The organism is Aquimarina ulvae (genome assembly GCF_053613295.3).
The window spans coordinates 102,773-117,057 of sequence record NZ_JBSIBP030000015.1; the positions used below are offsets into that span (position 1 = coordinate 102,773).

The following is a 14,285-nucleotide window of genomic DNA, read 5'->3' on the forward strand; positions in this document are numbered from 1 at the left end:
AACTTAAACAGCTAACAGTTCTTGTCTAAAAGCATCTTCTTCGTCCGATTCGATACCTAATGCCTGGTAGATATATTTAAACGTAGAAAGAATTTCGGGTTTACCATCTATAATGGCAACATCGTGCTCAAAATGTGCACTTGGTTTACCATCCGCAGTAAGAATAGTCCAACCATCCCTTAGTTGTTTGATACGATGTGTACCCATATTTGTCATGGGTTCGATTGCTACTACCATTCCTTCTATAAACTTTTTACCTCTACCGCGTCTTCCATAATTAGGCATTTCTGGATCTTCATGCATTTTACGTCCTAATCCATGCCCTACAAGTTCTCTGACTACTCCGTAACCGGCTTCTTCCGTATATTTCTGAATAGCATATCCTACATCGCCAACTCTTTTGCCAACTTTAAGTTCAGCAATACCAACATATAAAGATTCTTTAGTGATTTTTAATAAACGGGCTACTTCAGGAGAGACATTTCCGACAGGAAATGTGTAAGCGTGATCACCGTAGAATTCATTCTTGATAGCTCCACAATCAACAGAGATAATATCTCCTTCTTCTAATGGAGTATTGTTAGGGATGCCATGAACGACTTGCTGATTTGGGCTCATACATAGTGTGTTAGGAAAATCATATAATCCTAAAAATCCTGGAATAGCACCATGATCTCGTATAAATTCTTCTGCTAACTTATCTAATTGCAAGGTAGTTACTCCGGGTTTTATTTCGGAAGCAAGCATACCTAATGTTTTAGAAACTATCAATGCACTTTCGCGCATTAATTCAATTTCTTCACGTGTTTTGGTAATGATCATAATATTCTTATTACGGAAGGCAAATTTACAAAGAATATTAAGATTGGGTTGAAGGATCTAATTTTAATCTTTAGAAGAATGTCGATATATTATTCTAATGGTAAATTTCTTTTTTAATGCATAATGGCTTAAATTAATACAATAAATTGAAATTTTTGACATAAAAAAGCGGCTATGTATAAAACATAGCTGCTTATAATTTCAATAGTTTCTGGTTACTTAACCAGAAGAGATCTTTGAGTCATTGCAGCGGGTTGATCTACTCCAATAAGTTCTAGAATAGTTGGTGCAATGTCACCTAATACACCATCTTTAATTTGTATTTGCTCCTCGTCGATTAAAATGAAAGGGACAGGATTAGTTGTATGCGCAGTGTGCGGTGATCCATCGGGATTGACCATAGTTTCACAATTACCGTGATCTGCAATCAGTAATGTGCTATATCCATTATCTAACCCTGTGGTTACCACATCTTTTACACATTCGTCTACCGCTTCGCAGGCCTTGATAGCAGCTTCCATGACTCCAGTATGACCGACCATATCACCATTGGCAAAATTAAGACAAACAAAGTCAATTTCTCCTTTTTGTAATTCAGGCACCAGCGCATCTCTTAACTCATATGCACTCATTTCTGGCTTTAAATCATAGGTAGCAACTTTTGGTGAATTCCGCAGGATTCTAGATTCTCCTTTAAAAGGTTCTTCCTGCCCGCCCGAGAAGAAAAAGGTAACGTGCGGATACTTTTCGGTTTCTGCGATTCGGATTTGCTTCTTACCTGCTTGGGATAATACTTCTCCTATAGTTTCGGTAATGTTATCTTTATTATAAATCACATGAATACCTTGAAAATTCTCATCATAATTTGTCATCGTAACATAATACAATCTTAATTTATGAGTATTATATTCGTGCATATCCGATTGTGACAACATTTCTGTAAGTTCACGGCCACGATCTGTTCTAAAATTAAAAAATATGACTACATCATCATCTTTGATTGTGGCAACAGGAGATCCATTCTCTTCTAGCAATATTGGTTTTATAAACTCATCCGTGATATCATTATCATAGTTTTTCTGTATACTCTTAATAGCATCCGTACTGGATTCTCCTTTACCATTAACTATAAGATCATAGGCTAGTTTAACCCGTTCCCATCTTTTATCTCGGTCCATGGCGTAATAGCGTCCCACAATAGAAGCCAGTTTACCGGTAGATTGCGTCATATGCTTTTGAATGTCCGTAATATGATTTATTCCAGATTTTGGATCCACATCGCGTCCATCAGTAAAAGCGTGTAAAAAAACATTATCTAATCCATAAGTACTAGCCACATCTAATAACCCTTTGATATGTGATATATGAGAGTGCACTCCACCATCACTAACCAATCCTAATAGGTGGATGTTTTTATTATTTTCTTTAGCATAATTTAGGGCATCAACCAATGTTTTTTCATTTTTCAATGTATCATTTTGAATGGCTAAGTTAATTTTGGCTAAGTCCTGATATACAATTCTTCCTGCTCCCAAATTCATGTGGCCTACTTCACTATTTCCCATTTGCCCGTCAGGAAGTCCCACGTGTAAACCATCAGTTCTTAAAGCGGCGTTGGGATATTTGGTATATAAACCGTCGATAAATGCAGTTTTGGCATGGTCAATGGCAGAAACGTTAGGATCTGGAGATGTACCCCATCCATCCAGAATCATTAAGATTACTTTTTTGTTCATTTTGGTTATGTAAATTAGATGATTTTCAATTGTAATTCAAAACAATTGCAAATTATATCGTAAAGCTAAATTACAATATAGAACCCTTGTGGACAAAAATCAATATATATAGGTTCAAAATTTTTAAATGTTTTCAGTGCTGATTTTATGTGTTTTTTAAAAAACTGTTAAATGATTCTAATAAAAAAGCAATAAAATATAAAATTCTTATAATTAACTGCGTTTTGGTGACTGTTTTTGAATTCTTTTTGAAATTACAAAACAACTTTAATTTAGAAGTATTAGAACTTATACCAGTAAGGCTGATCTTGATCTCAACACAAAATATGATAGAGTGAAGGCAGATTAATTTTTGTCTAAAGGCCTAACCATGCCAAATTTGTAGATATATTGACATCCTCTAAAGGTGAACAGGCTAATTTGACGTTGTTTCAATTTGAGAACAAGATACCCTTTAGGTAGCCCAAGAACTGTTTCTAAATGTAAAATTCTTAAAATTCAGTGTTTGTTAGGTGAGGTAGTTTAGAGCTAACTCTTTTATATTAGTAGAAATTTCAATCTTTACGATAGTTATCAAATATATTTTTAAAATGTTAAATTTTTAAAATATTATTAAAATTTTAAGCTATTTATTGATTAATGTTATGTAATTTAATGGTTGATAATTAGCGAGTTGTTTCTTAAAGAATTTTTTGAGGAGAACAAGCCTTTTTACTAATCCGAATAATCCACAATATTATGAAAAAAACAATTGTAACCGCATTGATGATTTTGTTTATTACTTCTGTTGGCTTTGCCTCATCAGAAGTAGAGAACAATCAAAATAATAATCACGAACTAGCTTTGAGTAAGGCTGATCCTTTTATTATGGCTATTATTAAAGGCGATTTTGATGCTGTAGTAAAAATGATAGAAGAGGGAGCCAATGTAAATCTAAGATCAGAAGGAAAAACACCTTTAATGTATGCTGCCCGCTATAATAGGGTTGATATTATTAGGTTGTTAGTAGGAAAAGGCGCATATGTTCAGGCCAAAGATAAAAATGGAAATACTGCTATGAAATTTGCACAACTGTCCAATGCCAAAGAGGCAGCGGCAGTGCTTGAAGAATTATCATAAACGTTCAAAACTTAAATCCCTGCTTGATGAAGTTTTCAAGCGGGGCTTTCATTGTTTACTATATTCTTCTATGGCCTCTTGGATTTTTTCGATACGATTATCCGGATCGGGATGAGTGCTTTGGAATTCTGGAGTACGGTTGGGACCTGCTGCTGCTTTTAGAATTTTCATAACACCTATCATCTCTTGAGGGTTATAGCCAGAATTAATCATAAATAAAATTCCTAGTTTATCACTTTCTAGTTCATCTTCTCTGCCATTTCCTAATAATACATTTTGTCCGATTCCACTAACAATACCTCCTGCATCAGCACCAACAGAAGCGCCCGTGGAAATGGTTTTCCAAAATTCATGTTCTGCTATTCGTTCTGCAGAATGTCTGCCCAAAACATGACCAATTTCGTGTCCCAAAACACCTGCTAGTTGATCTTCATTTTGTAATTTTGAATAGAGTGCGTACGTTATAAAAATTTGACCGCCAGGTAAAGCAAAAGCATTAATGGTATTTGGGTCAGCTAAAAGATGAAATTCATACTGATAAGGCGACTCTTTTGCCATCGTGTTATTAATAAGTTTATTTCCAATATTATCGACATAGTCTTGTAACTTTTGATCTGGATAGAGTCCTCCATGTTTTCTGGTTATTTCAGGTTCACTCTGCAATCCAATAGCGATTTCCTGATCTGTCGTCATATTAATGTTTTGCACCCTATCAGTATATTCATTTAGCGTTTTATTATTACATTTCTTAAAGAAGGCAAAAGCTACAATGGCAAGTCCTATAAATATTCTTATTTTTAATCCACTACGTCTCATGGAAGCATTTTTTAGTTAGCGAAATCTAATTTTTAGGCTTTTAAAGTTACTAAATATAAAAGTTGCTTACCAATAAATATAATATATCATTTATGGTAAGCAACTACTAGAGGTTTTGTGTTCGGGCTATTGAATACGAATAGTGCTAATTAGCATAGTTGACGCGTGGTTAGCGGTAAAAAAGTTGTGTATAGTAGTATTTACCATCCCGGTCTTTTATTGCAGAAATACCTGTATACATATAATTACCTTCTATATTTTGTCGATGATCCGCACTGTTAAGCCAGCCGTTTACAACATTCTGTGCGTCTGGATAAAATCTTGCTACATTTTCTGCTGTTGCTGTGGCATTTTCCTGATCAATCAAAGTGTTTCCTCGCTGATTAAAGTCATTGTGATTGATTTGATTTACGGAGATCATATATTTTGTATGATTAATAGCTAATTGTTCTGCTGTTCCATTTTTAGATAGAGAAGATAATCCAAGATCCTGTCGATGTTGATTTACAAGCGATAATATGGTGTTAGAAATATCAACTTCATTTATAAGTTCGGTTGTTTCTTCATCAATAATTGTAGTATCATCTTCTGATGAGCATGATGTTATTATAATGAACATGAGTGATATATAAACAGACTTCAGAACTCTCTTCATAAAATATTGTATTTGTTTTATATAACTGAAAGAAATTAATTTTAGTATATATTAAAGCAATTTAGGATTTACGTCTAATATATTTTCGTTCATATATTGTTGGATAAATGCTGAAGTAAAATTCGCGCTTCCCATTAAAACCGTCTTTTGTAATTCACTTTTTATATCAAGTTTTTTGAATTCTTTTAGCATAGGTATAGAAGAGGGAGCATAGGAGTAATGCCAAGGCTCGTATTTGAAACCTTTTCTTCCTTTTTTATTGGTATATACAAGATAGAAACCAAAGTCATTGGCATTATGATCCATCCATATTTTGAATCTGGTAAAAGGCCCTTCATTATGAAAATGTTTTGCTAAAAGTACATCTTTAGGCTGCTTAACACTACCATCAACAATGTCCAGATCTGTACCCCAATGGTGACGAGAAGTCCCGGGAATTGTAGAGTACTCAATGATCTTATTTATTGCTTTCATAGGGGATAGTCCGCTTGCTGTATATCTTTCGTATTTACGTTCCCAAATACGATTTTGATGTGCATAATCTCTATAGCTAGAAACAACTTTAAGTTCAATACCTTGTTTTAAAGCAGCACTTTTCATTTTTAAATAGGCTTGACTTGCCTTTTTTCGTAGTTTATATCCTTCGCCAACGATTCTTGGACTTCCTTTTCCCATAAGATCGTCTTTGGAGATTTTTGATTGAAAATCGACAAATGATACAGAAGACAATCCCACAAGTCCTAGAGCACTAACCTGAATGAATTTTTTTCTTTGCATTATAGGTTAAAATTATCTTCTTTTAACAAAAAGAGTGATACTTGAAAGTTAATAAATGTATTTGTAATGTAAGAAAATAAAATGATATGCCGCAACGATAATCCAAAGATATTGTAGCGGCATGCCTTATTTTTAAAAGTTAATAGCTCAAGCTATTAACTGTTTTATGCCTACGGAACTATCCCATCAACAATACCATATTCTATAGACTCTTGAGCGTCCATCCAGTAATCACGGTTAAAATCTTTTAGTACTTTTTCAATTTCTTGACCGCAATTATCAGCTAGTATTTGAGCACTTAACTCTTTGGTTTTTAAAATTTCGGTAGCCTGAATCTCTATATTAGAAGCCTGACCTCTTGCTCCTCCGCTAGGTTGATGTATCATTACCTTCGCGTGTGGTTGGATAAATCTGCGTCCTTTCTCTCCTACACTTAACAGAATCGACCCCATCGATGCGGCTAGCCCTGTGCAAATCGTTGAAACCGGGCTTTTTAAGGATATGATTGTATCATATATGGCAAACCCTGAAGTTACATACCCACCAGGGCTATTGATAAAAAGTTTAATTTCATCATTGCTAACCATATCCAGGTACATTAATCTGTCGATTACATGTTTAGCAGATTTGTCATCAACTTGTCCCCATAGAAAAACACTACGCTCTTCTAAGAATTTCTTATCGATTATATCCTGAGTTTTTCCTGATTTTTCTTTCATGTTTTTTTATACTTATTTTCATGTTGTAGTTAAAAGTATAATTATTTTCGGAAAGTACCACGAAATAAAGAATAACAAATTGGATACTTGTTTGAAAGCATCTAATTTTTAACAAGATTTTAAAATCTGAACATACCGAAGTATTGATTTATTTAACTGTTAAAATGAAAAGAGTCGTTATATATTGATATGAATGATACAATGTACTTTGGTAATGTCATATTTGCCAAAATCATTTTGTAGAAACAGAAGTAAAACTTAGCGATTGATATACAAGTATCCAGATCGGTCTTTTCCTCCCTCTATATTTAAAACATAATAATAGGTACCCACAGGCAATTCAGTTTCCTTTGAAACAGTTGCACGACCCTCAGAAACTCCAGCAAAGTTTTGGTTTTCGTGATATGCTTTTTTGTTAAAAACTAAAACACCCCAGCGATTGTAGATAAAAAGTTCATTCTCTGGAAATCTAGCTAATCCTTGGATAGTAAAAGTATCATTAAATCCATCTCCATTAGGAGAAACAGCTGTAAAAATCTCCAAATCACCGTCTAGGATTCTACTAGAAGAACCAAAGGTGAGAATTTCATAATCATCAGGAAGAATAAAATCTGAAGTGATTTCACCATTATTTAAATCTCCGGAAACATTAGTATTTCCTAGATTAACCCATTTTTTAAGAACCTTATGCCAACCAACAACTCTTAAATCTGCTGGGTCACTTGCAAGTGTGGGGATATTGCTGTTATCATCCCAAGTTAGTGTCACTCTAGTTCCTTCATTACCATCTAAATCCCAAAATTCAAAGATGCTTATTCCAAATAATAACTCCTCAAAATTGTTAGTGTCAAAACTTTCAGAAAAAAAGTTTGGAAAATTAGGATTTTCAAAATAATAAGCTGCTTTTGCTGTATCATTAGCCGCTTGACTTTCTATACGAATAGGTCTATGACGAAAATCATCGCCAATAGGAAATGTAAAATCTAATTGCCCGGTTATAGTGACATAACCATCCACGTGTCTTTCATCGCTTTGTCCTAAATATGGAGCATCATTTAGATAATCTAAAGAAATATTTTTTTGGTCTCTTGGAGTTATGACTCTTCCACTAATAAATTCTTGAAAATTGCGAACTCCAACCGGGACTTCTAAAAATAAATCATTTATTACATCAATTTCTGTATCGTGAAATATAGGGCGATTACTTCCTGATATTCTTAAGCTGTTTTGACTATAAAAACCAGTTAATCCAATATTTTGATCAAAAGCTCCGTCGTTAATTACATCAATATGAAATCCTACTTGACCTTGATCATGTATCTGCACGTTACCAAAATTATGAAAGGCTAGCTGAGAGAACATAATAAAAGGTATGATCAATAAACCAGTGAGGATTAGGTTCGTAAGGGAATTATTTTGGGGCTTCATTAAATTACGGTTTTCGAGTAGTTTTGTTACGCGAATATAAGCAAAATAGTTGTTTGTCTTGTTTTAATTCGTTGTTAATTAAGGAATAGTCGACGTAATGCGTTTTTGTATCGATGAATAGCTTTTTATTCAATTTTAAATGCAGTACTAATTTTTTTAAATAGGGAAAATTTATTCTCTTGTTGTGGTTTTTTGTTTTACAAAAGATGATTATTACTAAAACAGGTAAAAGGTTATTTGAGGGCAAGGATGTTTACGTTGGAATTTTTTCATAATAATAATAATATTTGAAATATAATTGTTTCTTAAAATATTTAACGTCTTAATTACATATAAATTTATGAAAAGAAGTCGTTATATGAATTAGTCGTTACTATGTAGGTAAACTTTCTTAGAAAATACGGTTTAATTTGGTCTTACTCTATAGGTTATTCTCCGGTTAGTAATAACTTGACCAACTCCTACAACAAACCCATTTGCAAACTCAGAAGTAGCATTAGACAAAGTTGCAGTAGCTGTAATAATACTTCCTGGTGGTATTGTTGATCCTAATGTTATGCTGATATTAAACTTATTCGTATTATCTGTATTTCCATCTGCATCGGTATATGCTGAGGTGGTATTATCCGTATCAGTACCACTTCCTTCTATGGCGGTCCCCAAGTATATTTGACCTTCACCGTAATCTTGGGTCAAGCCTAATTGATTATCATTAGCAATGGCTGTTCCTTGATTAATATCAGTTAGGAAAACTTCAATAGTAGCATCGGGACGAGCCCAACCAACTATTTTTAGGGTATTTCCTGAAATTGTTGCAGATTCGAAAACGGGGAAGTTAAGACGTCCGTTAGGTCCCGGATCACTATCACCGGAGTCATTTATTGTTACTCCATCGTTAGCAATGTCTATTCCTAAAGCATCTACCACTGTACCATTTGCATATATAGAATTTTGTGATATTAAATTTCCCGAAGTAGTTCCTCCGGTCAGTGCTATACCAGATCCTGCATTTGTATTGATAACATTATTAATTATTGACGAGTTATTTTGTGCTAAATTGATACCACTTAGTTGTGAACATCCATTATCACTACCTGACGTAGTTATGGTATTTTCACTTATCGTAACATTGCCTTGATTATCAAAAATTCCTGTGGATGCCGAACCATTAATAAGGTTGTTTTGTATGGTAACTCCACTTCCGTTATTAATTATAATATTGAATTCACAATTTCTAAATCCGTTATTCGTAATATGATTATTTTGGATAAGAGTAGAAGTTCCTCCATTAATAGAAATTCCAAAATCAGTGTTGGAAGCGATATAATTACCATCAATGGTAACTGTTCCACCACTAATTTCAAAACCGTCATCTACATAGCTTCCTACGCCAACAGAACCAACTACTCCCAGAGCATTTACGCCTAGTAGATTTTCAGTAATTAGATTTCCAGCACCTGAATCCTGACGTATGGCTCTTCGATTTCCTCCATAAACAGCAAGATTTCTAATCACAGTATTTGAAGCTTGTAAATGTATAACATCACCATCATCACTTCGTACTTGTATTTCAGGTAAATCATAATTTGGTAATGTATTAGTCGAGATTCCAACAGCAGTTCCACCAGAGCCAATAGTTCCCGTATTTGTATCTCCGGAATATGCTGTTTGCGTTCGACCATCAATATGTGTGGCATCATCTGTAATTACATCAAGAGGGGTGCTATTCGGTAAATCAATATCAAAAAATCCAGTAGCAAAGTTAATATCAGCTGTTCTACCTAATGGATCTCCGGTAGGAGGGATCATAAAGATAGAAGTGTCTTCTCCAGCAGCTGGATCAAAAATACCATTTGCTTCAATATTTAAACCAGTTTCATCTAAGTTATTACTGTTAATGATAAACTGGCCTAAAGATCCTTGTCCATCTCCATTGGTATTAACAATCGTATTAAAATTGAAACCAAAATCGAGTCCTGCAACACCTTCACTTGCTATAGATACAGTAGAGACGCTTTGAGCCCCTGTCAATACGTTAGATGCGGAATCTTGATTAGAAGGATTAGCTCCCCCCACTTCATTGACTACATCGATAAGTGTACTTGAAATATAATTTCTTCTAAAAGTTTGCACGGCGTAACAAGAAGAGCATCCGCTACCACCACCTCTTGCAGAACGTATGCTTTCATTAACTACCCGTATACTGTAATCTCCGTCCGCCATTCCTCCAAAGGAATAAACTCCAGACGCATCTGTTGTAGTAGTCTCTATAAGGTTGTCCGAATCATCGTATAATTCTACAGTTACGTTAATTAATCCCGTACCTAATGCTACTGTTTGATTTCTTCCACTGCCTCCAGGATAGTTAATATCTTCAAAAACAGTCCCTGTTATCAAATTACTAGGAACTTTTAGCAATACCGCATTAAGCAATACAAAATCATCTCCTACATTAACAGATGTTGTTACAGAGGATTCACCTTGAGCGATATAAGAAGAAATATCATAAGTATCAAGATCCAAACCTAAAGTTTGGTTATTTACAATGGGTATAGCAGTATTATCATAAATGGTGGAATTAAAAGGGTTGTCAATGGTGGTACCATCATTATTACCATCTCCAACCAATTCTATATCGCTTGCTGTACCCAAACCATTTGATATTGTTAATGACTCGTTATTTGCCAAATCTACATCTCCTTCCCAAGATAGTATTGTAGTTTTAGATCCGTTAGAACCAATAGCATAAAAGCCGTCTAACGTATAATCTGTAGAAGTATTCTGTTCACCATCAAATCCTCTGTAGAAGTTAATACCTACCGCAGGTAATGTCGGTTCTGTATAAAATATCATTAAAGACCATCCTCCGAAAACGACGGTTCTGTCACAATAAGGAGAACCATTATCTATTTTAAGGTCTGATACATCATATTGATTATTAGAAGGATCAGAAATTGAATTGATTATGGAGGTAATATCAGAAATCATCCCATAAGAGTTAAAATTGGTACCAAAACTGTTTGATTTATTGACAATATCAGCAACTACTACTTGTCCCTCAAACGTTATGACATCATCGGCAGCAGGTCCGGAATGAGCCCACAATAAGTATGCTTTGGTGATCGTGGCAGTATTTGGAATAGGTGTTGTCAAACCAGTAACAGAAGAACTGTTCACTATAGAACATTGATCATTAACATTGTCCCTAAAAGTACCTCCCACAAGAGCGTAATCAAAATAGCCGTTGAACTCATCAAAAAGAGTTAGAGGAGCATCTACAGGTACAGGGTTATCAGCAGCATCATCAATAATCGTAGCGATTCCATTTCCCAGATTAATTGTAGGGTCACTAATATTTCTTAGATTTAGGAAAAAAGTTTCATCATCTTCTGCAAAAGGATTATCAATTAACGGAATAGTTATATTTTGGGGCACCCCAGGAAGAGCTTTAGAAAATGTTAGTGTTCCTGAAGTATCAGTATAGTCTGATGTAGCGTAGGCAGTGTTGTCAACAGTAAAGTAGTCAACGGTAAAATTACCAACACCCACAGGACCATTGTAAGTAGCTTGAAACGTCGCTGTACCATCTGATTCGTTCACTACAATGTCATTTATTAACACTATGGTTTCAATACAACTAATAGTGGCTTCCCAACCCGGCGCAACTTCAGTAAAATCAGAATCAAAAACAATTGTTAAGCAGCCAGAAGCATTAGTTGCAAATATGATTCCTGGTGGGTTCCCGTCATCATAAACATCAATCACTGGAGCAGTATCATCATCTCCGTTGTGGATGGTCATAGTATCGTAAATTTGACCAAAAAATCCTCTATCCTCTATGTCGAAAAATGTAAAATCTAGTTGGGCAAATGAGTTAGGACTATCAGGGCAAATAGTATATGTGATTTCTTCATTATTGGAATAATTTCCTGCAGGTCCGCCAGAATCGAAAAAGGTACCGCTACACGTATTTACTGTGGTGTTATCTGTGATAATAAAACCGTCATTATCTGTGATTATTCCTTGTCCCTGTCCGTCTGTAATTAACACAGAAGGATTGCTAGCATTACTAAGATTAAGAAAAAAACTTTCGTTTCCTTCAAAAACGCTGTCATCGATTAGAGGAACAGTAATACTTCTAGTAGTTCCGCTAACACCTGTAAATGTAAGAGGTGGAGGAGAACTTGTTAACGTATAGTCACTACCCGAAAGAGCGGTATTGTTAGTTGTAGTGTAGTCAATTGTGAAGGGGCCTGATACATTAGCTCCAGAATGAGTTACTGTAAAAGTTGCTGTTCCATCTCCTTCGTTGACTGTAACATCGTCGATTGATATTTCTCCAGGAGTAGAGATAATAGTCAAGTCATCTATACCACCTTCTACAATATCACCATTACCAACACCATCAGAAACGGTAATTCTTAATCTCAAGTTAGATCCAGCAGGTATATTATTTAGTGTGGCCTCACGCCAAATAGCGGTTGTTCGTACATCTCCTATTAGAATTAGATTAGTGTACGTTGTTCCTCCATTAAGTGAATAATCAATTCTGAAAAAATCACCATTATCATCTCCAGTATCTCTCTGTCCGTGAAAATACCATAAAGATAAGTTGGATACACTAGTGATGTTGTAAATAGGAGAGGTCGTTCTTGCAAAGCCTCCATCAACATCTTGATTACCCGCATTAACGTTAGTTGCTGTAAAATATGCATTTACTCCAGGAGATGTTGTATGATCATCTTCAGGCTGAGTTATGATTGTGCTGACTTCTTGAGAGGGGTTCGAAACCACAAATGTCCCGGTAGAAGCTGTTCCTGATGTTACCCATCCAGTAGCAGTACCAGTCTCAAAGTCTTCTATAATTTGAGCAATACTTTGATGGTTCCCTATAAAGGTAAATACAAAAAATATTATGGTAATAATTTTAAAATTGTATTTCATATCACTTTACAACAAATACTACATTAATTAAAGTGTTATAATCAGCTGGTTGTCCAATAATGGTATAAGTCAACACCCCATCTGCAGTTATCGTCATTGCACCTGGCGTAGTATCGAATACAGTAGAATCGGCAAAAGTTACATAATAATATAGATCCGTGGCAGCATATAATGGTACTGTCGTTGGAGCACCAGCACTCACAGCAGTTGGACTACCAAATTGTGCGGTGTACATTGTATATAAATTAACAGAGAATGTACCGTTTACTGAAGCATCAATTTCTATTGATGGCGGATAAAATACTCTCGCGGCCCTAGAGGTAATAGGGGCAATGGACTGTATTACTTCTTCTACTGTGGTTTCAAGTGTTGGACTAGATACTGCTCCTTCATCTACATCAACATTCGTTACCAAAGGAACTTCAGATGCATTTTGATCATCTGTATTGTCCAAATAAGGCGCTAAATCAATGGTTGGTGTTGGTGTTGGGTCTCCGGTCAAACTCAATATATTACCGCTTAAAGACAGGTCTTGATCATCTGTCGCAGGATCTCCTTGAGGTCCTGTAGCTCCTGTAACACCATTCGTCTGAATAACCAAACCTATCACAATATCATCTCCTCCTGATCCGGAATTTGTTCTGAATGATATTCTATCGGTTTCAACAAGAGGTAAAGGAGTAATAGGGACTATACTTGAAGTTGCTGAACTAACAGAAATTGTTCTACCTGTAGCAACACCATTCACATATAACTCTATTGTTCCCGTTGCAGCAGTACGACTCGAAAAAGATAGTTTGGTCGCTAAAGACTCATATCCTACAACTACTCCCGATTCACTAGTTGAACCATTCCCAAAAGAAAACTGGAAACCTGAATTTGTACTTGGGTTTAAAGCTGCATTTTCTTCAGCCCAGATAACATCTAAACCACCACCATCAGGAACATCACCCATTGGGCCAGTAGCACCTGTTGCGCCAGTTGGTCCCTGGACACCTTGTATTCCAGCTGGTCCTTGTGGTCCTGTATTTCCTGTAGGTCCTTGTGCTCCAGTTGCACCTGTGTTTCCTGTAGGTCCTTGTGCTCCAGTAGCTCCCGTTGCACCTGTATTTCCTGTCGGTCCTTGTGCTCCAGTTGCTCCCGTAGCTCCGGTTTGTCCTGTCGGTCCTTGTGCTCCAGTTGCTCCCGTAGCTCCAGTTAGTCCTGTCGGTCCTTGTGCTCCGGTTGCTCCAGTTGCTCCCGTAGCTCCAGTTTGTCCTGTTGGTCCTT

The 14,285-nt window shown here is 35.7% G+C and carries 9 protein-coding genes and 1 pseudogene; 1 reads left to right on the forward strand and 9 read right to left on the reverse strand.

The window, feature by feature from the left end; genetic code table 11:
* Positions 1 to 3: 3 nt before the first annotated feature.
* Positions 4 to 822: a type I methionyl aminopeptidase gene (gene map, locus ACWGOQ_RS22055; RefSeq protein ID WP_452059826.1), complete on the reverse strand. Its 819-nt coding sequence runs from the start codon at positions 820 to 822 to the stop codon at positions 4 to 6.
* Between the two features lie 215 nt (positions 823 to 1,037).
* On the reverse strand, positions 1,038 to 2,558 hold the full coding sequence (gpmI, locus tag ACWGOQ_RS22060; protein ID WP_452059825.1) for a 2,3-bisphosphoglycerate-independent phosphoglycerate mutase: 1,521 nt from the start codon (positions 2,556 to 2,558) through the stop codon (positions 1,038 to 1,040).
* Between the two features lie 738 nt (positions 2,559 to 3,296).
* Here gpmI and ACWGOQ_RS22065 point away from each other — a divergent pair.
* The gene (locus ACWGOQ_RS22065) at positions 3,297 to 3,677 is read left to right on the forward strand and encodes an ankyrin repeat domain-containing protein (protein WP_452059824.1); all 381 of its coding nucleotides are present in this window, start codon (positions 3,297 to 3,299) and stop codon (positions 3,675 to 3,677) included.
* A gap of 48 nt (positions 3,678 to 3,725) precedes the next feature.
* On the opposite strand, the gene ACWGOQ_RS22070 is transcribed toward ACWGOQ_RS22065, so the two are convergent.
* The 7 genes and pseudogenes from ACWGOQ_RS22070 to ACWGOQ_RS22100 all read right to left on the reverse strand — a co-directional run.
* Positions 3,726 to 4,493 (reverse strand): M48 family metalloprotease, encoded by a 768-nt coding sequence (locus ACWGOQ_RS22070; protein ID WP_452059823.1) that lies wholly within the window; start codon positions 4,491 to 4,493, stop codon positions 3,726 to 3,728.
* 169 nt (positions 4,494 to 4,662) lie between these two features.
* On the reverse strand, positions 4,663 to 5,148 hold the full coding sequence (locus ACWGOQ_RS22075; RefSeq protein ID WP_452059822.1) for a CAP domain-containing protein: 486 nt from the start codon (positions 5,146 to 5,148) through the stop codon (positions 4,663 to 4,665).
* A gap of 51 nt (positions 5,149 to 5,199) precedes the next feature.
* Positions 5,200 to 5,925, reverse strand: coding sequence for a M15 family metallopeptidase (locus ACWGOQ_RS22080; RefSeq protein WP_452059821.1), 726 nt, complete (start codon positions 5,923 to 5,925; stop codon positions 5,200 to 5,202).
* 170 nt (positions 5,926 to 6,095) lie between these two features.
* Complete coding sequence (locus tag ACWGOQ_RS22085) at positions 6,096 to 6,644, reverse strand: ClpP family protease (RefSeq protein ID WP_452059820.1); 549 nt, start codon at positions 6,642 to 6,644, stop codon at positions 6,096 to 6,098.
* 258 nt (positions 6,645 to 6,902) lie between these two features.
* Positions 6,903 to 8,072, reverse strand: coding sequence for a T9SS type B sorting domain-containing protein (locus ACWGOQ_RS22090; RefSeq protein WP_452059819.1), 1,170 nt, complete (start codon positions 8,070 to 8,072; stop codon positions 6,903 to 6,905).
* A gap of 405 nt (positions 8,073 to 8,477) precedes the next feature.
* Entirely contained in the window at positions 8,478 to 13,016 is a 4,539-nt protein-coding gene (locus ACWGOQ_RS22095; protein WP_452059818.1) for a Calx-beta domain-containing protein, read from the reverse strand.
* A gap of 1 nt (position 13,017) precedes the next feature.
* Positions 13,018 to 14,285 (reverse strand): annotated as a pseudogene (locus ACWGOQ_RS22100) (hypothetical protein); the annotation flags it as partial.

Coding starts and splice junctions, on each gene's coding strand:
- ACWGOQ_RS22085 (WP_452059820.1), bottom strand. CDS start 6,644: ATGAAAGAAAAATCAGGAAAAACTCAGGATATAATCGATAAGAAATTC.
- ACWGOQ_RS22095 (WP_452059818.1), bottom strand. CDS start 13,016: ATGAAATACAATTTTAAAATTATTACCATAATATTTTTTGTATTTACC.
- ACWGOQ_RS22090 (WP_452059819.1), bottom strand. CDS start 8,072: ATGAAGCCCCAAAATAATTCCCTTACGAACCTAATCCTCACTGGTTTA.
- ACWGOQ_RS22070 (WP_452059823.1), bottom strand. CDS start 4,493: ATGAGACGTAGTGGATTAAAAATAAGAATATTTATAGGACTTGCCATT.
- ACWGOQ_RS22065 (WP_452059824.1), top strand. CDS start 3,297: ATGAAAAAAACAATTGTAACCGCATTGATGATTTTGTTTATTACTTCT.
- gpmI (WP_452059825.1), bottom strand. CDS start 2,558: ATGAACAAAAAAGTAATCTTAATGATTCTGGATGGATGGGGTACATCT.
- map (WP_452059826.1), bottom strand. CDS start 822: ATGATCATTACCAAAACACGTGAAGAAATTGAATTAATGCGCGAAAGT.
- ACWGOQ_RS22080 (WP_452059821.1), bottom strand. CDS start 5,925: ATGCAAAGAAAAAAATTCATTCAGGTTAGTGCTCTAGGACTTGTGGGA.
- ACWGOQ_RS22075 (WP_452059822.1), bottom strand. CDS start 5,148: ATGAAGAGAGTTCTGAAGTCTGTTTATATATCACTCATGTTCATTATA.